Consider the following 20,590-nt stretch of genomic DNA (forward strand, 5'->3'; position numbering starts at 1 on the left):
TGTGACGGAACATTCACACAAGCGATCAGCGTCCTCCAGACGTCAGCCCGAAGACGAACACGCCACTAGGACCGGACAATGCAACATATTGCTTGCCGCCAACCATGTAGGTCATCGGAGAGGCCTGCCAGTCCTGCCCGACCGGGATATGTTTCAGCACTTTACCCGTGGATGCATCCAGTGCAAGGAACGTGCCGCCGGGTCCTCCGGCAAAGACCAGGCCACCTGCTGTCGCGAGCACTCCGCCGCGATTATTGGTTGAAAGAGGACGCTCCCACATCTTCCTGCCGGTATTCACGTCCAACGCGCGAATATAGCTTTCGGCACTTGCCTGGTTCGGAGCAACTCCGCCATACCATCGGTTTTCAACCAGTGGATCGTTCTGTTTCTTGTAGATCGCGCACCACTCATTTGCTCGCAGGTAAAACAGCCTGGTCTGGGGGCTCCATGCGCTGGAATACCAATTCGTTCCACCGCTTGACGCCGGGCAAATAAGCGCTCCAACTTCCGTTGGCTCCGATGCCTCTGTAAGGACCGGACGCCCATTCTCATATCGCTTCGCCCATGTTGTCTTGACGAAGGGCTCTGCCAAGAGGAGCTCGCCCGTCTCACGATCAAGAACGAAGAAGAACCCGTTCCGGTCGGCGTGCACCAGCAGCTTCCGAGGCCTTCCCTTCCAGAGCTGATCGATCAGAAGAAGGGGCTGCTCAGAATCCCAATCATGAGTATCGTGCGGTGTGAACTGAAAGTGCCACTTCAGCTCCCCCGTCTTCGCGGACAGAGCAACCACGCTATTGGCGTAGAGATTGTCGCCTTTCCGTTCGTCGCCATTGAAGTCCGGGCATGGATTGCCGGTCGCCCAATAGACCACGTCAAGCTTTGCGTCATAGGAACCGGTCAACCAGGCAGCGGCACATCCATGCTCCAGCGCGCTTCCAACCCAGGTTTCAGCTGCCTTCTCACCACGCGCAGGAATTGTGTAGAAACGCCATACGCGCTCGCCCGTGCTTACCTTATAAGCGGAGATAAAGCCACGAGCACCTTCTTCACCACCTGCAACACCAACAATCACCAGATCGCCAACGACAAGCGGTGCTGCCGTCGCGCTATAGCCATCGGCAACCGCACCCATCTCTACATCCCAGAGTTTGCTTCCATCAACACGATTCAATGCCAATAGATGCGCATTGTCCGTCACCATGAATAGCCTGCCGTTCCATACGCCTACACCGCGGTTCGTCCCTCGTCCAGCCTCACTCAGCAAGCCTGGCGTGTGGGGCTGACGATACATCCACAACTGTTGGCCGGTGGTGGCGTCGAGTGCATAGGCTTCATTCCAACTTGTGACGTACATAACACCGTCGATGACAACAGGCGTTGTCTCAAGCCGCACGGAGACCGTGGGGAATAACCATGCAAGCGACAACCTGTCGACATTCGCTTTATCGATCTGTGCAAGTGCGCTATACCGGTTTCCTGAATCGTCGCCGTTATAGGTGGTCCAGTCCTGCTTCGGCAGAATGGCTTTTTCCGTATACTTGCTTTCATCACGAGAGAGCAGATGATAGTGACGATCTGTGGTCAATACTTCTGCCGTATAGTCACTCTCGATCACAGTACCGTGTAGTGTCCGGCCATCCACTAGTTGCACCTTGCCAGGGTGGGGTCCTGGAGGCGGCTTCTTTCCTCCACCTTTGACAGGAGCAATTCCGGTATAGCCCGCAGTTCCCATCGCGGCATTGGATCCGGCCAGCTGGCGGAGATGTGGAATGAGGTTTTTCAGATCATCCGACGAAAGATCAAAGTTCGGCATCCCACGATCAATTCGCCCTTCATGGAGGAGCGACGTCAGCTCCGGGTCCGTGTGATAGCGGACAAAGCCAAGGAGCGACGGCGCACGTCCGCCCCCGCTGCCATCGCCCCCATGGCATAAGGAACAACGGTTCTCAAAGATTGTGGCACCGGCAGAGACCGCCGATTGCGCATGACACGTAGCAGAGAGAAACAACAGGAGACCAGCCAACAATCGCATCTTCTTCTAGCGCTTTCCCTGGGGAGCTGATTTGGTCTGGTTCTCGAACACGAAGAGGCCCGTCTTTCCGCCCATCACCAGGTCCAGATCGCCGTCCCCATCAAGATCAGCAACGGCAATCTGCATGCCGGCGCTGATGCGTCCGCCATAGTCGATCACGTGCTTGATCCATTCGATCGAGCCGTCCGAGGCTTTGCGATACTCGTACCAATAAATGCCCAGAGGTTCTCTTTCGCCGGGATCGCTGCCGTTATGCGCCATATAGCGTTTGCCCGTCACGAAATCGGCCCGTCCGTCGCCGTTCAGGTCGACCATCGTGAGCGCATGGCCTTGCGACCAGGTGTCATCGATGACATGTTTTTGCCACTTGCCTCCGCCCATGTTTTCCATCCAGAACATGCCGTAGTCATGGGCGACAGTGGCCACAAGGTCCACGCGGCCATCTTCATTCACATCAAGCGCGTAGATATATCCAACACTCACCAGGTTGAATTCCTGGTGGAAGGTCCAGTCCGGCATGCGAGGATCCGCGGGAGCTTCCAGCCATCCAAATGGTGTAATGATGTCGTTCCGCCCATCGTTGTTCAGGTCGCCGACACCAATGCCGTGAAAGTAGCTGCGCGAGCTGACGACATGTTTGACGACCTTTCCATCGCCGACAATCTCAAACCACGCCAGCGGATCGACCATCGTATGCCCGCCCCACTGTGGCAATATTGCGGGCGTCTTACTCTTCTTATCGAGTGTCACCAGAAAGCTGAACTCGACGCTGTGACCAACTTCGATGAGGTGTTCTTTCCATTCCCCTGGTTTTCCCTGTGGGTTTTCGTTCCACCAGATGCGATTGCCATGGGATGCGGAGCTCACTACATCCAGGTATCCGTCGCCATTCACATCCACAAGAAGATCCGTCAAATCTTCAGTGGCGTTGCGATAGTACTCAATCGAGCGGAAGGGATGCTTTATCCAGTGCGGACCCTCGTACCAGTTCTCACCGGAGACGATATCGGGATGGCCGTCGCTATTGATGTCCCCTACGGCTGCCGTCTCAAAGGCGCCTGGGTCGATCATCCGGCTGGTAAAACTAATCTCCGCTGGACGACGTTCAGCCTGAACCGCGGAGGTACCGGCGAGCAACACAATAAGAAATAACGGCAGCCCAAGCGAGCTTCGGAACATGGCAATCCCCATAGTCTGAAGGAGTACCAGCGAACTCTAAAGAGAACCTGAGAAAAAGCCATCTATTAACAGCGATTCACAATGTGTCTCGGCAGCTAAAAGTTCAATCCCAGATGGCCGGACATGTAGTCGTACATCGGCTTATCCCCGCCACCGCTCTCACCCATCACCCAGCCGGCAAAACCATCCCACTTTAGCTGCATCAGAATGCTGGACAGATCCACGATTCCTTCGCCAAACGGCACATTCCCGGCAACCTTGCCTGCCTTCACAGCAATGCCTGCCGGCGGCGCAGGGGAAAAGTCTTTCAGGTGTACCGCTATCAGACGTTTCCGGTACTTTTTGCATATTTCCAAGGGATCATCGCCACCTGCAGCGATATGCCCCACATCGGCGACAAAGAACACATACCGTTCATCGGTTGCCTGAAGCAACCGCTCATACAGTTGATGGCTCACCTCTCGCTGCTCAGGGTGGTACGCCACCTTCACGCCGTGTTGCTCGTATACCCGTCTGGCAACCTCATTCAGATTCTTCGCCCATGTCTCCAGGTTGATCCGGTTGTATGCCTCTTCATCGTCAACCTCGTTCAACACTTCTGAGGGCGCAATCATGTGCGTGATGTATTTGCCGCCGATCTTCCCCATGAATGCTGCAATCAGCAGATGTTGTTTGGAGATTGCTTCGATCTCCGACGTGTTCCCCATATGGCTGAACTGTGCGATACCTGGCATGGTGAGATGGCGCGCAGCCATTCCATCACGGAACTCTGTGATGCGGCTGCGGTAGGCTTCGGCGATCCGGGCCCGTGTGTTGTTGAACTCAATCCGGCGTACGTTCAGCTTCGCCACTTCATCGCAGTGGGTCCAGAAATCCTGTACTCCGGTCTCGATCGTCGTCTTACCCGCTGGTATAAGGCCCACCTGAAACAGTGAAGGCGTTTGACCGCCCGCGAACAAGCCTGCCGCGGAAAAGGAGACATTTCTCAAAAAATCTCTTCGGTCCATGGAAAGGAAGGATGTCGTCATGGGAGAAGGACAACACATGAATTTAAGCTGAATCTAAAAAAATCGACCTGTCACACGCGTTTCATGTTTCTGGAGTTTGCAGAACGTTAACGTACCTGCATATGCAAATCCTGGTTGTAGAAGATCGCCCCCGGATGGCGCGCCTTCTGGACCGTGCACTTCGGCGCGAGGGTCACACGGTTACCCTCGCATTCGATGGAGAACAGGCTGTGGACTATGGCCGCTCCCCCGATCTCGACGTCATTCTCCTCGATGTCTCCCTGCCGGTCACAGACGGGTTCACCGTTCTTCAGAGGTTGCGCGCGGAACGCTTTTCCACACCAACCATTATGGTGACAGCCCGTGACTCGATGCAGGATATCGTCCGCGGACTTGATCTCGGAGCAGATGATTACCTCACAAAACCGTTTGCGCTCGACAATCTGCTTGCCAGAATTCGAGCAGTCTCACGCCGCCGTGCAGCCATCGAAACCGACCGGCTGGAATTTCAGGACCTTACCCTTGATCGCAAGACCCATCAAATCTACCGGCTGGGCCGAACAGAGATGCTCACACGCATTGAATTTGCGTTGCTCGAGAAGCTTATCCGAAATGCCGGCTTGATCGTCTCGAAGGACATGCTTGTCGAAGCCGGATGGGGGCTTGGCGCAGGTGTGAGTGATGGTTCGCTTTATGTCTTCGTGCGCGCATTGAGAAACAAAATCTCGGCCAAAGGCGAGCCGCAGCTGCTGCACACTATTCGCGGCGTTGGTTATTCCTTGCGGCGGGCTTGATTTGAAACATAAAGTATCGATCTCTCTGCGCCTGACCCTGTGGTTCTCCGCTGCCTTCATGCTCGGCTACCTGATCTTTGGCGTAGCAATGTATCTGCAGCTCTCCTTCTCTCTTGCCGCCGGCCGGGATAAGACCCTCTCGCGGAGAGCAGAGCGAGCTGCCGCTCTATTGAGAACGTGCCATGTCGGCAACACAATATGCGAGGCAAAGTACGACGACTTCGCCGCAGCAACACCTGAAGGTAATCTCATTCACGTTTTCAATCAAAATGGCACGCGCCTTTATCCCGTCGCTACCAGTCCTGACGATATCTTTCCATGGCCTACCGCAGCTGCACTACAAGAACAGGAGTTCTCAAAGGTTCAATATCAGGGAGCTTCCTTTCGCATGCTCTCCCAGATCGTATTGCTGGGCGGGCAGAGATACCGCATCGTAGTCGGCGGCCAACTGCGAGACAATCGTGCGCTTGTTGCCCAGTTCCGCCGCGGGCTGCTCTGGGCAGTGCCGGTGTTCCTCGTCTTCTCAGCCGCATTTGGATATTTCCTGAGTACACGCGCGTTGAACCCCGTGGGAGAACTGATCGCATCCTTCCGTTCAACCAGCATCGGCAACCTCTCGCGCAGGCTGCCGACGCTCCATTCCGGCGACGAACTTGAGGCGCTCACTGAGACCTGTAACGAGATGCTCGCACGGCTGGACACGGCGGTTAGCCAGATCACGCGATTCACCGCCGATGCATCGCACGAACTGCGAAGTCCGATCACCTATATCTACACACTCGCTGAATGTGCGCTCAGAAACTCCTCTCTCGATGAAGAAAGCACTGAATCCTTTCAAGAGATCGTAAAAGAATGTAAGGAAGCGACGGAGCTGCTTGATGACATGCTTACGCTCGCCCGATGTGATTCAGGACACACGGGCATGGTGTTCGCTCCAACAGATCTGCTAGAGATTCTCGAAGATGTCGCCGCGAAAGCCGGCCCCATTGCAGACCGCAAACAACATCGTCTGATAACCGATTTCAACCGCCACGACCCGGTATGGATCATGGGGGACGCCTCCAGTCTGCGGCGTCTGTTTTGGATCATGCTGGACAACGCCATCAAATACACTCCGGCGACCGGGCAAATCACGATGCGGCTGCAAGTTAGTAGCGGTGAAGCGCGCATTGCCATTCAGGATACCGGCGTCGGTATTCCACATGATTCCCTTCCCCATGTCTTCGATCGCTTCTATCGCGTCGATAAAGCGAGAACCTTCAGCGAAGGAACGGGCCTAGGCCTCTCCATCGCAAAGTGGATCTCAGACATTCATCGCGCCGTCATCTCAGTAGAAAGTACCGAGAATGCCGGCTCAACCTTTCAAATTGCTTTCGGGACGATCAACGCACGCATATGAATGGATTTAAAAAGCAGGTATCGGTTTACCCTCGCCACACAAAGATTATTGCGGCATCTGCCTTGCTTTTCTGCACAGCATTCCTTCCAGCGCAGACACCTGGAACAGGTAAGGATTGGCCTGCGTATCAAGGTGGTTCCGATTCTATTCATTACTCAAAACTCATACAGATTAATCGACAGAACGTTAAGGATCTGAAGGTCGCATGGACCTTCGATACGGCGGAACGCACGAAAGCAAAACGTGAGTTCGAATCGAATCCTCTCATCATCAACGGCGTATTGTACGGTCTTAGCCCTACGGTAAAGGTCTTTGCTCTAAATGCTGCCACCGGTCAGAAGCTGTGGTCGTTCGACCCAGCCCCAAACTCGGCACAGGTTGGCAGTACGCGGAATCGCGGCGTCACCTATTGGTCGGATACGGATGGAAGCAATGCTCGTATCTTCGTGACTTTTCGCCAATATCTTTATGCGATCGACGCAAAGACAGGCAAATTGATCGAAAGCTTTGGCGAGAAAGGTAAGGTCGATCTCCGGGTCGGACTGCGTCACGAAGGCGAAGGCCTGTTCGTTACCATGTCGACTCCCGGTGTCATCTATAAAGACATGCTCGTGTGCGGCAGCATGATCGCCGAGCAGCTTCCTGCATTTCCTGGAGACATCCGCGCTTTCGATGTTCGCACGGGTAAGATTCGCTGGCAGTTTCACACGATTCCGCATCCCGGTGAGTTTGGCTACGATACCTGGCCAAAGGACGCGTGGAAGTACAGCGGCGCTGCCAACGATTGGGCCGGCCTCAGCATTGACCAGAAGCGCGGCATCGCCTTCGTTCCCCTCGGATCCGCTGCTCCTGATTTTTACGGCGGTGACCGTATTGGCGACGACCTTTTCGCCAACTCGCTTGTCGCGCTGGATGCGAATACCGGCAAGCGTCTATGGCACTACCAGTTTGTTCATCACGACATCTGGGATCGTGACCTCAATGCTCCGCCCGCTCTGGTCACCATCAAACGCGACGGCAAGCTGATCGATGCCGTGGCCCAAACCACCAAGACCGGCCACGTGTTTGTCTTCGATCGTGTAAGCGGAAAGCCGGTCTTTCCCATCGAAGAAAAGCCGTATCCCCGCAGCCAGATTCCAGGCGAAGTCACCGCGAAGACGCAGCCGTTGCCCGTCGCACCTCCCGCATTCGCACGGCAAAGGATGACAGAGAAAGACATCACCAACCGGACACCTGAGGCCCACGAAGCCGTACTGCAGCGCTTCAAAACGGTTTTGAGCGATGGACAGTATGCCCCTCAGACATTGGAAGGCACCATCCTGTTCCCCGGATCCGACGGCGGCCAGGAATGGGGTGGACCTGCGTTCGACCCTGAGACAGGCTACCTCTACACCAACGCAAACGAAATGTCATGGATCGTCAAGCTGGCAAAGCGCCCTGCCCCCTCTGAGTTGAACAGCGGGAAAGGGCTCTATGCAGCGCACTGCGCCAAGTGCCATAACAGTGACCTCTCCGGCAATCCACCAGATGTTCCAGCGCTTGCGAAGCTCGACCAGCGGCTGACGAACCGTGAAGTCGTCACCACCGTTCGCGGCGGCAACGGCAGAATGCCGGCCTTCCCGCAACTCAGTCCCCTTGAACTGAATGCAATCGCCGAATATGTCCTCAAAGGCAATGACAACATCGTCAGCGCCACGGCTCCCGCTTCGGAACAGCAATATATGCTGGGAAGCTCACTGCGTTTCCTGGACCCTGATGGCTATCCGGCCATTACACCTCCGTGGGGAACCCTTACCGCCATCGACTTGAATAAAGGGACGTTCGCCTGGCGGATTCCTCTTGGAGAGTACCCAGAACTCGCCGCCGAAGGATTGAAGAACACCGGTTCCGAGAACTATGGCGGGGGTGTCATCACTGCGGGCGGACTTTTCTTTATCGCAGCTACGAACTACGACAAAAAGTTCCGCGCCTTCGATAAAGCCACCGGAGAGCTTCTGTGGGAGACAACACTTCCTTTCGCAGGCAATGCGACGCCTTCCATTTATGAAGTGAATGGCAAAGAATACATCGTAATCGCCGCGGGCGGCGGCAAGTCAGTTCATGAAGATTCCGGAGGAGTCTATGTCGCATTCTCCCTACCGTAGCGAATAGAAATTAGGCCATCGAATCTCAGTCTAATTTTAGATTCAGTCAGTACTCTCTCCGTGACGCTCCAGCAGTCTCTGCTTTCTGCGTGAAAGCAGAGACATCGAGGGGCTCGGAGATTTCAGCGATGAATTACTCACGGCGCCAGTTCAACAGGCTGGCTATATCAGGTATCTCTGCCGCAGCGGCAACATCGTTCGCCCCCGTCAGGGCCTTTGCCGCCCAAAAACCCAATTCAAAGTTCGGCGGAGTCCAGATCGGACTAAACACTGGCTTCAGCTATCACAACATGCCCAACGATGCCGTAACGGTGTTGAAGTACCTGGTGCGTGACGGCATCAATGCCATCGAAATGCAAACGCCCACGCACGAAGATTGGGCTGGAGCTCCGCCGGCGCCACCACGGCCATATCCGGAAAGGATCGGCGGCGAACAAGTCGGCGCACCGCCTCGTCCGCCTCTTACCGCCGAGCAACAGGCGGCCCGCAAAGCTTATCTCGAAGCCATGACTCGCTGGCGCACCACCATGCCCGTCAGCAAGTATGCGGAGCTTCGTGCGATGTACAACGATGCCGGTGTCAGCTTCTATGCCTTCAAGCTTCCACTTGAAATGCGCATGCCCGACGCTGAATTCGACTATGCCTTTACAGCCGCAAAGACCCTAGGGTGCACTCAACTCACCATGGAGATGCCTGATGGCAACCCTGCATTGACAGCACGGGTCGGAAAGTTTGCCGAGAAATACAAACTGCCGGTCGGCTATCACGCTCACCTGCAGGCAAAGCCAACCACATGGGACGAAGCAATGGCTCAGTCAGCCTACAACTGCATCAATCTCGATATCGGCCATTACGTCGCCGCCGGCAATCACGACACGCTGGAGTTCATCCGGAAAAATCACGCTCGCATCACCAGCCTTCACATCAAGGATCGCAAGTTCCCAGAGCGCGGCGGACAGAATGTTCCCTGGGGGGAGGGCGATACGCCCATCAAGGAAGTTCTTCAGTTGGTTAAGAAGAAAGGTTACGAGTTCCCGTGCACCATTGAGATGGAATACGCGCCTCCCGAAGGCTCAGACAGTGAAAAAGAGATCCTGAAGTCCCTGGCTTATGCCAAAGCCGCACTCGCATAAGCCAATTCGCTCTCTATCGTCTCCCAAAACGCTAACCCTTTATCCACGAATCCGCTTTTGCGGAAACACCTCAAGGAGAGTTCCTTTGAACCGCACGCTTGCCGTCCTTGCCTTCGCACTGACTATTCCTGTATTCGCAGCCCATGCTCAAGCACCCACCTCCAAGCCTGCAATGTTGAAGAAATTGAAGTTCCTTACCGATGCGGAAACCGACCCCTCCAAGATTCTCCCCCCTCCGGCCGCGGACGGTTCAGAAGCACAACAAAAAGAAATGAAGGAGGTGAAGGCCCTCATCCACAATCGTTCGAAGGAACGCCATGATCAGGCAATCTGGGATGCGCGGAATGAAAACCCATCGCCCTTCATCACTGTCCTTGGACCGGAGCTCGATCTGGCGAAACTGCCGGCGACGAAGAAGCTTCTCGACGATGTATTGAACGAACAGAACGTGGCGACCAGCCACGCCAAAGACTACTTCAAGCGCAAGTTCCCACTCTCCGCTGCCGACGACAATGATACGTTTGCAGACTGGACCTGCGACGTGACCGCGCGCAAGCCCGCTGCGCTGCCTCTGCGTTCCTACCCCAGCGGCCATGCCACCATGGGATTCACGCTCGGCGTTGTCCTGTCAGACCTCGTTCCCGAAAAGTCGCAGGCGCTTCTAGCTCGTTCAGCCACCTATGCTTATAGCCGCGAGGTCTGCGGAGACCACTATCATTCGGATACGCAAGCTGGCCAGGTATTGGGCACTGTACTTGGCTTCAAGTTGCTGAAGAACGAAGCCCTGAGGCCCGAGATCGAAGCTGCCCGCGCAGAATTGCAGGCAGCGACAAAGGGAGCGAAGTAGGCATCCTGGAACACATCAAAAAGCGGAGACTCACCCTAGAGTGAGTCTCCGCTTTTGTTTGGCCTAGTGTGCTGATTCTGCTTCGATACGCAACAGAGTAAAGGTTCCAGGCAGCACAGGCTTCTTGGCCTTGCTTCCCTCGGGTACTGTTCCAAATTTCGCTGAAGCGACAAAGACCGTGTGGTTGCCGGCGTCCAGGCCCATGTTCCGCGAGCCAGCTGCCGTTGCTAGGTTCTGGACGACTCGATACTGATCTGCACCATCCTGGTGGATTACCGTCAAGGTCCCATCGGCATTCGCAGCAAATGCATCATGCGTTCCCGCGTCATAGCCAACGCCGTCGACTCCGGCTCCAATTAGAGCGCTCGCAACGACTTTCCCCGCCTTGTAGTCAGATACGGCCATCACACCGCTGCGGCAACCGCTGAAGAGGCGATGGTTCTTCATGTCGATCGCCATGGCAACCGGCTGCTTGCAACCATCCGTCGACCAGCGGCGCGTCACCGTCAGGGACTTTGTGTCGATTTCGACAACCTCATTCGTGTCGACCAGGTTGGCATAGACCTTCCCGTCTCCCGCAGAGACGCCATATTCCGGCTTTCCTCCCAGCGGGATATTCGTAACCAGCTTGCCGGTTGTTGCGTCAATCACCGTGGAGGAATGAGCATCGCCATTCAAGGTAAAGACACGATCCGATACGTTGTCGAATAGGATGGCATCGGCGTCGTCAGCCGCCTGCACACGTTCCGTTACCTTCAGCGTCTTCAGGTCGAAGATCATCACGGCCTGATCGTTTCCTGCCGTAGCAAACCCCTTACCGCTCTTATGTGAGATCGCAGTGCCATGCGCACCGTTGATGCCGGTCACTTCGCCGATCAGCTTTCCGCTGTTCTCGTCCACGACCATCAGGCGGTTTTGGCGAGCGATGTAGATGCGATGGTCTGTTGTATCCGGAACAATGTAGTCCCAGCCTCCATCTCCGCCAAGCAAATACGACTGAGAGATCTTGTAGTGCGCTGGGGACTGCGCGAACAGACTGCCTGCAATAGAGAGGGTAAAGAGAAGTGATTTGAAACGCATAGTGCTCCTTGGGTTGACGAACGTTAAACCTGACAAAATCCATAGACCCAACCGATGTTTCGGCTGGGTCCATGGAATCTGCCACATACTGCTTCTTTCTTAGAACGCGATCTTGAGTGCGAACTGAATCTGACGAGCCGGTAGCGTGCTGGTGATTTTGCCAAACGAAGAGTTGGCGCGATCGCCGTTCGCCGGAGAGAAGTTGGTCTTGTTGAATGCGTTGAAGAATTCGGTTCTGAACTGCAGGTACTGCCCTTCCCGAAGTAACGGGAACTCTTTCTTCAAGCCGAGATCGAGGTTGTAGTAGTTGTTGCTGCGTCCGATGTTGCGAGCGGCGTTTCCATATGGATGGCTCACATCGGTCGGTACAGTAACGGTGCTGGGATTGAAGTACTGTGTGATCGTCCGTTGCCCCTTCGGCATCATCGGATCACCCGATACATTCGGCCGGTAGATTGCAGAATTCTTGCTTCCATCCGTTGCAAGAAAAGCTGCACTGGGCGTGTAGGTAAGGTTGATCGGCTGTCCGCTGGTCATGGTGTTGATACCGGTCAGGGTCCATCCACCGGCAATCGCATTCACCAGCATTGGCGAACCGCCACCGAAATGGCGCCCGTGGCCGTACGGAAGATCGAACACAAACGAAGTCGTGTTGTTCAGGGGTTGATCATACCCTGACACGCCGCGAGACGAGGCAATATCGTAGATATTGACCGACTGCTGGTCTCCATTTGCCATCTCCAGTGCACCGGAAGCACTGTCCATCGCCTTGGACCAGGTGAACGAGTTCAATAATGAGAGTCCATTCGAGTAACGCTTCTCTACCTTGAACTGCAGCGCGTTGTAATTGGCAAAGCCGGCACTCAGGTTTGAGTCAATGTAGTCAAACTTGGCGTTCGGTCTGCGAGCCTTCACCGAAAGGTTTTGCCCCGTTTTGTTTGGCAATGCCTGATTCAGGTCGCCCGTGACCCATAGGGCTACCGTGTGGTTCCCCACATAGGCCAGATCGGCCATCATGTTCCATGGAAGCTCACGCTGCAGGCTCAAGTGCCAATTCTGGACATACGGAGTGCGGATGTTCGGATCGATGTAGACGGTCTTCGTCGTCACCGTCGAGAAGTTCGAGGGCGAAGTGAAGCCATCCGGATATCCCATCTCCGTCGGGCGGAAGCAGGAGGTGATTGCCGATGTAGCTGTGCATAGTGGCGAAGAAGGCGTCTGTGTGATCTGCGAGTTCACCACAAACGGTCCATTGTAAGCCAGGTAGCTATCGCCGCCCTGGCGCAGGAAAAGTACGTAGCTGATGCCGTATCCGGCACGCACCGCAGTCTTAGGCGTCAGGCTATACGCGACGCCGGCACGCGAAGCCCAGTTTTTGTATGAAGGATTTACCAGGGTGCGGTTCTTCAGTGAACCACCTTTCGCATATACCAGCGAATTGCTCGCCGGATCGAAGTTCGCCATGCGGTTGTCGCGCTCATACTGCGGGGTCGCAAACTCATAACGAATCCCGAGGTTGAGCGTCAAACGCGGCGACACCTTCCAATCGTCCTGCAGGTATCCAAAGTCCATCCACTGGCGCAGGTTTGCAGTCGTGTATGTCGAAAGCTGATAGGTCGAACGCGCGCCAAAGAGAAAGTCCGCCAGGTTATAGACCGAATTGCTCTTCGTCGGTGTAGGGTTGCTGAACTGGCCGGTATAGATGTCCTGACCATAAGCAGGATTGAAGTCATCCATATATGTATGGATTGCCTGGTACTCGTAGCCAACCTTAAGCGTGTGGCGGCTCAGAATCTTGGAGTAGTTGGCCTTTGGGTTGAAGACCATGGGATTCTGCCACTGCGGACTGGTGTAGTCGCGCCCATAGGATGCGTATCCGGAGACATTTTGCGTGTTCAGACCACCGGTCAGCGCCTTGTCTGTCGGCAGACCAGAGATTCCGTAGAGGTCCAGCATACTCGGACCGCCATCAAGCGTTGCCGGGGTCTTCCCAGCCGAGGTATTCGACATCCCGAAACGCACGTCCAGATAGGAACTCGGGTTGATGGCCCAGGTCAGGCCGGTAGCCGTCTGCCAGTTATTGGCATAGGAGACGATACCCGCGCCTTGACCGGATGGCCCCGGAATATTGTTGTTCGGCGCAGCCAGCTGGTTATACACGCGATAGCTGTACCGCTCGAAGAATGTGATCTTTTTCGTTAGATAGTGATCGTAGCGAATGTTCGCCTTGTTATCGTTGTCCGTCGCGGGAAGCAGCGCCTGGTAGTTTGAAGTGTTGCCGGAAAGATTCGGCGCGGGCAGAGCAGCAAATACGGTTCTGCCAAACTTCGTGATGGCCGACGCCGGAATCGTACCGTTGGCATACACGGCTCCGCTGTATGGATTCACCACAGGAAGGCTGCTGCCAAAGATTCCGTTTCTCTGGTCCAACGTCGGAACACTGCCGAAGCTGAGGGCGCGCTGAAGACGCCGCAGGCCCTCATAATCCGCGAACAGAAAGAGCTTGTCCCTCTTGATCGGTCCGCCGGCTGCCGCTCCAAACTGGTTCTGGATGTAGACAGGCTTCTTGCCTCCCGTCGGCTTGAAGTATCCAGGTGCATTCAGAGTTGTGTTCCGCAGAAACTCCCAGATCGTACCGTGAAACTGGTTGCCGCCGTTCTTGTATACGGCATTGATCACTGCACCGCCAACGTGCCCATATTCGGCACTGTAGTTGTCGGTGATGACCCGGAACTCCTGCAATGCGTCAGGAGAGACCTGGATGACCTGGTTGGAAAGGCCCTGATTTGAGGTTCCGTAGGCGTTGTTATCCAGCCCATCGAGCACAAAGTTATTGAACTGACTGCGCAGTCCATTCACATTAAATGATGCTTCGCGCTTTGCAAGTCCATAGGCATTACGAACTCCCGGGGCAAGCAACGCCAGCGACCCGGTCGATCTTCCGTTCAGGGGGAGTTCCACAATCTTTTCATTGCTGATCACTTCGCCGCGATCGCTGGATTCTGTCTGAAGAAGCGTCGCGGCCCATTTCACTTCAACAACCTGGCTCGCATCTCCTACCTGCAGTGCTAAATTGACCCGCTGTCGCTCACCGGCGTCAACGCGGAAGCCGTCGCTCTGGGCGGACTTGAATCCCGAGGCGTCTACATTGACGCGGTACTTTCCGACATGAACCTCAAGAAACTGGTAGTCCCCTTTGGAATCTGTTGTAACTTGTTGCACTACTCCTGTATCGATATTCAGAAGACTCACCCGCGCTTGCTGCACAACTGCGCCATTGGGATCTGAGATCGTTCCCAGGACAGCCGCGTTCTCAAACTGTCCAAAACAGAAGGTCACCTGTGAGAATAAGGCCGCCATGAAGAGAGCAGCACAAAGTGCACCGGAAAAGCGTCCATAATTTGTCTTCATGGCCCGGATTGAACCAAGCAACTCTGAAGACAATCTAAGGAAGCGAGCGTGTCACGCGAAATTAACCCAGGAGAGGCAGTTCACGGGCCGCCCAAATGCCCACTATCGCTCTCACGAATACCTCCTCGGATTCCATAACAACGCATTTGAGATGCGGAGCCTTCCTTCAATTCATCTTAGATAAAGACTCTCTAAAGGAAGGAGAGAAGGAGGTTTGCCAAGGAAAATGCCCTCAGAATAGTGCAATTGGATCGGCTTGCAGCCCAAACGAAGCGGGCCATTCCGACCCGGTTACCAAGGATTAAGGCATGGAAGGTACCGCTGTCCTCGCGCCCAGCAACTGGGGCTGATATCTTGATCGCACCCCCCGAGACTAGAACGAGGTATTGCGGATGGATCTGTATATCCCACGCAATTTTGAGTTACGGATCATTCACGACTCTAAAAAATCTGAAGTCAATACGGTTCACTGCACGGTATTGCCGAAGTCCCATGGAGGCAGTCGTCAGCTCTCAACACCTTCCTCTCCGGAGGGTGTTCTTATGTCGATGCGTTTCCGGTAAGGAAAGTAAGGTGGATCCAATATAGATTCACTAAGCTCGCTCGCGGTGGTGGCTACGAGATTTAGCGAGGAACCAATTAGGGACAATAAAGATCGCGTAGAGTTAAGTTGTTTTTAGTTGAGGTTTTCTCTAAGCGTTGGATGATTTCGAAAGCGCGCTTATAGTTCGGCTCCCTCCGCCGCATGCTTTTGCGCATCTTCGGCGATCGCCTTTTCCCCCGCTTTATCAGAGATCACCTGACCATATTCAAGCAGGGTGACGATAAGAACCCCGCCGCAAACGTTGCCGGCGACGGCCAATGCCATCCATCGGATGTAACCAGTCCATGCAATCTGCTTTGTCAGAAGCGCTGTGATCACTTCCCCACTCCCCGCGATGCAGTGTGCGAAGTGTCCAAGACCGATCACGAAGGTGAGTGCCCAGATGACGATCACCGATCCGCTGATTGAATGGGATGCCGAAACCAACCAAGCGACCGTGGCGATCATCCAGCCTGCCAGCACCGCGCTCCAGAAGATCGAAGACGATGGCCTTTGCGCAGACTCGATACCTATGTGAGCCAGCTCAGAAAGAAATTCCGGCTTGAGGGCGGACGTTCTAGCGACAAGCAACGCAAACACACCCGCACCAACTATGTTGGCAGTAAGAACAATTGCCCACAGCCTTAGAGTGTGCCCGAAATATTTACGCTCAGCGAGGGAGAGCGCCACGGGATAGAGAGTGTTCTCCGTAAACAGTTGGGCTCGACCGAGAATGACAACCATGAAGCCCAAAGGATAGAACATCTGAGCGATGTAGTGGGAGGCTTGGGAGGGACCTAGCAGGGCTGTTGAGATGGCAACTCCGAGGCCAGACAGCCCCATAAACATGCCACCTGCGAGACCTGAAATCGCCAGAGAGAGCCACGACCGCTTCAGCTCATCGCGCGCATTGGCGGCAACTTCAACGTAAATCTCCTTTGCACTGGGCCGGGAAAGTTCATTCTGCGCTCCCGAACTGTTATTGTGTTCATCACCCATGTCAGCACCTCGATATTCAGGTGCTGAGATGCGGCACACATCGATGCGGATCGCCTCGCGATGCCACGGTCTTGCACCTTCGCATCGGCTTCATCGAGTCGTACGATTCCGAACCGATGACGAAGACGCCCTGGGCTCCGGGTCCATAGTGGACACGACGGGCACGCCATAGTTTCCGGCTTTATGCTGTAGGGAAGCTTTTGGATCTAAGAGATTAAGAGGGGTCGTACACGCGGACCGAAACTACCGCTCGTTCTACTTCGAAGTAATCGCGCCGCTCATGCCGTTGGGGTAGAACCCGACCGATGTTGCCCCTCTGGCGTAAACAATGTTCAGTATTTGCGATGGTGTCCTCAGGACTCTCTTCACGGTACGAAACGTAAATCATCTTCCGGTCCTCTCACGGGTACAACCCAGGGGCGACAAACCGCTTAATAGGAATATCCAGGAATCAATCTAGACATTGACCAGATCAACCATTTAAAGGCAAACTAGACATTGACTAGATTGTTGCGTAATTGACAGAAGTTCCGACAGGGCGAATCCGTGAGGCTTCCTCTCGTCCGGTACCAGACCCACACAATGAATCTGGTGCAAGGGCCTGCCAACAAATGGCAGCTAACACCGCGGAGTTCGAGGAATGTGATGACAAATATCGGAAAAGCAGCACTCTCACTCTCTATTTTCTTTGCTTCCATTCCTGGACTAGCGCAGAGTCCCTCGGCTGCGGAGGATACCGCTAAAGCAGTGCTTTATCAGGCTACTGCTTCCAACGATCCCCGAGTGCGAGTCAAAGCGGTCGAAGCGACCGCACTGATTGGTGGGGACGAAGATGTACGCACCCAGATCGAGCATTTTCTTACTGACAAGAATGTGGACGTTCGGGTGGCTGCCGTAACGACTTTGGCCGGTCACGCCTTCCAGGCAAGCATTCCTTCTCTCGAGAATGTGCTCAAGACGGACAAAGTTCCGGAGGTCCAGTTCGCTGCGGCGAAAGCCCTCGATGCCCTCAAAGATCCTGAGGGTCGGAGCTGGTTGATCGATGTCTATGCGGGAACTGAAAAGGGGAAATCCGGCCCGCTGGCAGAGCGATCACGTAAGTTTTTGGCTAACTTCCACTCTTTCGAATCTGCAGGAACATTTCTTGTGACGCAGGGAGTCGGCTATGCCCCGATCCCCGGCGCAAGTGAGGCATGTTCCGCGCTTTTGGACCTGATTTCCGACCAGGATCTTTCCCCAAGGGCCACGGCGCTCTTGTTGGTTGGGCGTGACGCAGACCAGTCTATCGACCAGCTGCTGGAGCAGGCGCTCAAAGATGGCGACTGGTCTGTCCGCGCGACCGCCACCCAGGTGATCGCACTCACGAATCGGCAAAATTTGCAGGAGAGCCTTACCCCACTCCTTCACGACAAAAATGAAAGAGTCCGACTGCAGGCGGCTGGAGCATACCTGCGATTGATCACTCTCTCAGAATGGAATTCATCCTTCAAAGCAGCTCGATCCAGACAAGAAGTCTTGAAGACAGGCACGGAGCAAAGCAGCCGCGCCGACACCAATAAACTTTGAAACTACATACAAAGGTCCTTATGCCTATCTCGATTTCTATCATCGGCGCTTCAGGATCTGTAGGCGCGACCCTGGCCACGCATATCCTCCGTAGCCATTTGCTGGGTGCCTATGACCGTCTTCAGCTTGTCGGAAGAGGTATGCCCGCGAGCACTGCCAAACTGTTGGCCACGCGTATCGACCTGCTCGACGCTTTTGATGATCAACGTGTCGAAATAGAGGCAGTGCCCAACATTGAAGATGTTGATGGCGATATCGTCATTGTATGCGCCGGAAATACGATTTCGCCCAGGCTGATGAACCGACGGGATCTGGGCGCAGCCAATCTTCCGATCTTTGAAAATATCGCGCAGGCCTGTGCCTCGCGTGTTCCTGAAGCGCTCTCTATTGTTGTCAGTAATCCGGTAGAGCTCGGAGTACAGGTCCTCTCTGGGAAACTCGATCGGCATCGTGTCCTTGGAATGGGGGCTCAGCAGGATTCGTTGCGCTTTGCCCGCGCGATCGCAAAAGACCTGGGTATCAGCCGTCACGAAGTACATGCGTCAGTTCTCGGCGAACATGGCCAGGCTATGGTTCCTTTGTGGAGCACCGTTGAACTTATGGCTTCAGATCCAGCCCTCCGAAGTGCTCTTTCCGAGCTAAAAGAATGGAGTGGAGCTGTCCCGCTTAAGGAAAGAGTGGCAGCACTACAAAAGGAGATTTCAGAACTCCTTCGCTCAGAAAATATTGCAGAAGCCTATGAGGTGACTCGGCGCGCCACGCCCGATGCTCGAATCATGGTCGAACCGGCCATCACAGGACACGCGATGCACTCGACACCGGATGCAACCGCAAATGCTACGCTACAGTGTCTCTCGGCCGTTCTGACGAACGATCACCGGCGCATTCACGGTCAGGTACTCCTTCGCGGTGAGTTTCTTGGACTCAATGGAATTTGCGGTGTTCCACTCAATGTAAATCGAGACGGTTGGCAAGCTGCACAGCTCGATACCCTGACAGACGAAGAGCAGGTGCAAATCAGGGGTGCCGCCCGTTCGATCGGTGACTATCTGAAGACCATCTATGCCGAGACCGGCCTGCTCTCGAAGCTCCCATGAAACCTGCGAATCTTTATTCTGATACCCCTGCGTTGATCGCGGGCATGCTGAACGCGGTGGTCCTAGCTGCTCTTGCTGCCGTCGCGTACGCTGACTGGATCGTTGTTACCGACGCATCGCTGGCCTACCTATATGTGCTACCAATCGCGCTCTGCGCTCTAGTGAACCCCCTCACGTTCACCGTTACTCTGGCCGCCATCTGCACGTTCCTGGGAGATGTCTTCGGGCCAGCCCGGGATTCGTTGTATTGGAGGATGGTCCACAATACTGTTCACCTGACCAGCTTCCTGATCGTCGGATCGCTCGTTACTCTCATCGCACGTCAACGTAATCGTATGGCTGACGTGGTGCGGGAGCAACGCGACGCATATGAGCAGGATCTGCTACTGGCAGCCCAGGTACAGCGTCGTGTACTGCCCAAGCCTCTCAGTTTTCCGGAGATTGATATTACTGGGCAGATGACGACGGCCCGTCTTCTCGGCGGAGACTACTACGACTTTTTCTCGATCTCAGAGCACCTCATCGATATCGTGATCGCCGATGTCTCAGGAAAAGGAATCGCGGCCGCACTCTTAATGCCATCGCTGGCGGTTGCCCTGCGTTTGCGTGCAAGGGAACTGGAAGGTCCGGCGCAAATCATCGCAGATCTCAACGAAGTCCTGTTGGAAATAACAAGTTCATCAACCTTCGTAACGATGTTCTACGCACGTTTTAACCGCACCACGCGGACCTTGCAATATACCAACGCGGGACACAATCCGCCATTGTTCTTGTCAGCTGAATCGCGCGAACTACAACAGTTGGATAAGGCTGGAGGCCCGGTGCTCGGCTTACTCAGCAGTGCAGAATACACCGAGACATCCATCGGGCTCGGAGAAGGCGACGTGCTGCTCCTCTATACCGATGGCATTACGGAGCAGGAGAATCCACAGCGCGAGGAGTTCTCCGTTGAGAGACTAGCGGATGTCATCTGCCGGGAAAACGGTGCGTCCGCAGCCCGGATTGCTGATCATATTGCGGATGCCGTGACAAGATTTGCTGGATCTGCTGGACAAAACGATGACTCTACAATACTCGTGTTGAAGACATAACGGCATACTTTATGTGGCCTCAGGCCCCTCCTAAAAGTGTGATACCTATGCAGAGGGGCCATGATGGAACTGGTAGTGTTCAGGCGCACCGGGATCCGTCGATGGATCAGAGCTGCCGCGGGAGGATAGGTCTGACTGTTCTCCGACTGCGAAAAAGAAACACTCGGCTCGAAGATGGATTTCGCGTTATTGAAGGCGTTGGTAACGTCGGATGATCTTCGACGAGCG

Annotated in this window: 14 protein-coding genes; 8 read left to right on the top strand and 6 right to left on the bottom strand. The window is 54.8% G+C overall.

The window, feature by feature from the left end:
• Nucleotides 1-25: 25 nt before the first annotated feature.
• The 3 genes from OHL21_RS14470 to OHL21_RS14480 form a co-directional block, all read right to left on the bottom strand.
• Complete coding sequence (locus OHL21_RS14470; RefSeq protein ID WP_263417992.1) at nucleotides 26-2,032, bottom strand: outer membrane protein assembly factor BamB family protein; 2,007 nt, start codon at nucleotides 2,030-2,032, stop codon at nucleotides 26-28.
• Nucleotides 2,033-2,038: 6 nt separating this feature from the next.
• Entirely contained in the window at nucleotides 2,039-3,211 is a 1,173-nt protein-coding gene (locus tag OHL21_RS14475) for an FG-GAP repeat domain-containing protein (RefSeq protein WP_263417993.1), read from the bottom strand.
• A 95-nt stretch (nucleotides 3,212-3,306) separates the two neighbouring features.
• Nucleotides 3,307-4,200: a sugar phosphate isomerase/epimerase family protein gene (locus tag OHL21_RS14480; RefSeq protein WP_263417994.1), complete on the bottom strand. Its 894-nt coding sequence runs from the start codon at nucleotides 4,198-4,200 to the stop codon at nucleotides 3,307-3,309.
• Nucleotides 4,201-4,340: 140 nt separating this feature from the next.
• On the opposite strand from OHL21_RS14480, the gene OHL21_RS14485 reads away from it, so the two are divergent.
• From OHL21_RS14485 to OHL21_RS14505, 5 genes are all read left to right on the top strand, one after another.
• Nucleotides 4,341-5,012, top strand: a complete 672-nt coding sequence (locus tag OHL21_RS14485) for a response regulator transcription factor (protein WP_263417995.1) — start codon at nucleotides 4,341-4,343, stop codon at nucleotides 5,010-5,012.
• A 1-nt stretch (nucleotide 5,013) separates the two neighbouring features.
• Nucleotides 5,014-6,411, top strand: coding sequence for a sensor histidine kinase (locus tag OHL21_RS14490; protein ID WP_263417996.1), 1,398 nt, complete (start codon nucleotides 5,014-5,016; stop codon nucleotides 6,409-6,411).
• Nucleotides 6,408-8,555 carry an outer membrane protein assembly factor BamB family protein gene (locus OHL21_RS14495; protein WP_263417997.1) on the top strand — a complete coding sequence of 716 codons (2,148 nt, stop codon included), beginning with the start codon at nucleotides 6,408-6,410 and terminating at the stop codon, nucleotides 8,553-8,555. The genes OHL21_RS14490 and OHL21_RS14495 overlap by 4 nt, the downstream gene beginning before the upstream one ends.
• A 128-nt stretch (nucleotides 8,556-8,683) precedes the next feature.
• Nucleotides 8,684-9,688: a sugar phosphate isomerase/epimerase family protein gene (locus OHL21_RS14500; RefSeq protein ID WP_263417998.1), complete on the top strand. Its 1,005-nt coding sequence runs from the start codon at nucleotides 8,684-8,686 to the stop codon at nucleotides 9,686-9,688.
• Between the two features lie 85 nt (nucleotides 9,689-9,773).
• Nucleotides 9,774-10,535, top strand: coding sequence for a phosphatase PAP2 family protein (locus tag OHL21_RS14505; RefSeq protein WP_263417999.1), 762 nt, complete (start codon nucleotides 9,774-9,776; stop codon nucleotides 10,533-10,535).
• Between the two features lie 63 nt (nucleotides 10,536-10,598).
• Here the strand turns inward: OHL21_RS14505 and OHL21_RS14510 are convergent, their stop codons facing one another.
• From OHL21_RS14510 to OHL21_RS14520, 3 genes are all read right to left on the bottom strand, one after another.
• Nucleotides 10,599-11,615, bottom strand: coding sequence for a YncE family protein (locus OHL21_RS14510; protein ID WP_263418000.1), 1,017 nt, complete (start codon nucleotides 11,613-11,615; stop codon nucleotides 10,599-10,601).
• Between the two features lie 99 nt (nucleotides 11,616-11,714).
• Nucleotides 11,715-15,026 carry a TonB-dependent receptor gene (locus tag OHL21_RS14515; protein ID WP_263418001.1) on the bottom strand — a complete coding sequence of 1,104 codons (3,312 nt, stop codon included), beginning with the start codon at nucleotides 15,024-15,026 and terminating at the stop codon, nucleotides 11,715-11,717.
• 721 nt (nucleotides 15,027-15,747) lie between these two features.
• On the bottom strand, nucleotides 15,748-16,608 hold the full coding sequence (locus OHL21_RS14520; RefSeq protein ID WP_263418002.1) for a formate/nitrite transporter family protein: 861 nt from the start codon (nucleotides 16,606-16,608) through the stop codon (nucleotides 15,748-15,750).
• 645 nt (nucleotides 16,609-17,253) lie between these two features.
• On the opposite strand from OHL21_RS14520, the gene OHL21_RS14525 reads away from it, so the two are divergent.
• From OHL21_RS14525 to OHL21_RS14535, 3 genes are read left to right on the top strand one after another with little or no spacing between them, the layout of a single operon-like run.
• Nucleotides 17,254-18,174 carry a HEAT repeat domain-containing protein gene (locus OHL21_RS14525; protein ID WP_263418003.1) on the top strand — a complete coding sequence of 307 codons (921 nt, stop codon included), beginning with the start codon at nucleotides 17,254-17,256 and terminating at the stop codon, nucleotides 18,172-18,174.
• 20 nt (nucleotides 18,175-18,194) lie between these two features.
• Nucleotides 18,195-19,271 (top strand): malate dehydrogenase, encoded by a 1,077-nt coding sequence (locus tag OHL21_RS14530; protein ID WP_263418004.1) that lies wholly within the window; start codon nucleotides 18,195-18,197, stop codon nucleotides 19,269-19,271.
• Nucleotides 19,268-20,362, top strand: coding sequence for a PP2C family protein-serine/threonine phosphatase (locus OHL21_RS14535; RefSeq protein ID WP_263418005.1), 1,095 nt, complete (start codon nucleotides 19,268-19,270; stop codon nucleotides 20,360-20,362). The genes OHL21_RS14530 and OHL21_RS14535 overlap by 4 nt, the downstream gene beginning before the upstream one ends.
• Nucleotides 20,363-20,590: the final 228 nt, after the last annotated feature.

Origin of the sequence: Terriglobus albidus, from assembly GCF_025685425.1 — a bacterium.
Taxonomy (GTDB): domain Bacteria; phylum Acidobacteriota; class Terriglobia; order Terriglobales; family Acidobacteriaceae; genus Terriglobus; species Terriglobus albidus.

Coding starts and splice junctions, on each gene's coding strand:
- OHL21_RS14500 (WP_263417998.1), top strand. CDS start 8,684: ATGAATTACTCACGGCGCCAGTTCAACAGGCTGGCTATATCAGGTATC.
- OHL21_RS14510 (WP_263418000.1), bottom strand. CDS start 11,615: ATGCGTTTCAAATCACTTCTCTTTACCCTCTCTATTGCAGGCAGTCTG.
- OHL21_RS14530 (WP_263418004.1), top strand. CDS start 18,195: ATGCCTATCTCGATTTCTATCATCGGCGCTTCAGGATCTGTAGGCGCG.
- OHL21_RS14470 (WP_263417992.1), bottom strand. CDS start 2,032: ATGCGATTGTTGGCTGGTCTCCTGTTGTTTCTCTCTGCTACGTGTCAT.
- OHL21_RS14485 (WP_263417995.1), top strand. CDS start 4,341: ATGCAAATCCTGGTTGTAGAAGATCGCCCCCGGATGGCGCGCCTTCTG.
- OHL21_RS14495 (WP_263417997.1), top strand. CDS start 6,408: ATGAATGGATTTAAAAAGCAGGTATCGGTTTACCCTCGCCACACAAAG.
- OHL21_RS14515 (WP_263418001.1), bottom strand. CDS start 15,026: ATGAAGACAAATTATGGACGCTTTTCCGGTGCACTTTGTGCTGCTCTC.
- OHL21_RS14520 (WP_263418002.1), bottom strand. CDS start 16,608: ATGGGTGATGAACACAATAACAGTTCGGGAGCGCAGAATGAACTTTCC.
- OHL21_RS14535 (WP_263418005.1), top strand. CDS start 19,268: ATGAAACCTGCGAATCTTTATTCTGATACCCCTGCGTTGATCGCGGGC.
- OHL21_RS14475 (WP_263417993.1), bottom strand. CDS start 3,211: ATGTTCCGAAGCTCGCTTGGGCTGCCGTTATTTCTTATTGTGTTGCTC.
- OHL21_RS14525 (WP_263418003.1), top strand. CDS start 17,254: ATGACAAATATCGGAAAAGCAGCACTCTCACTCTCTATTTTCTTTGCT.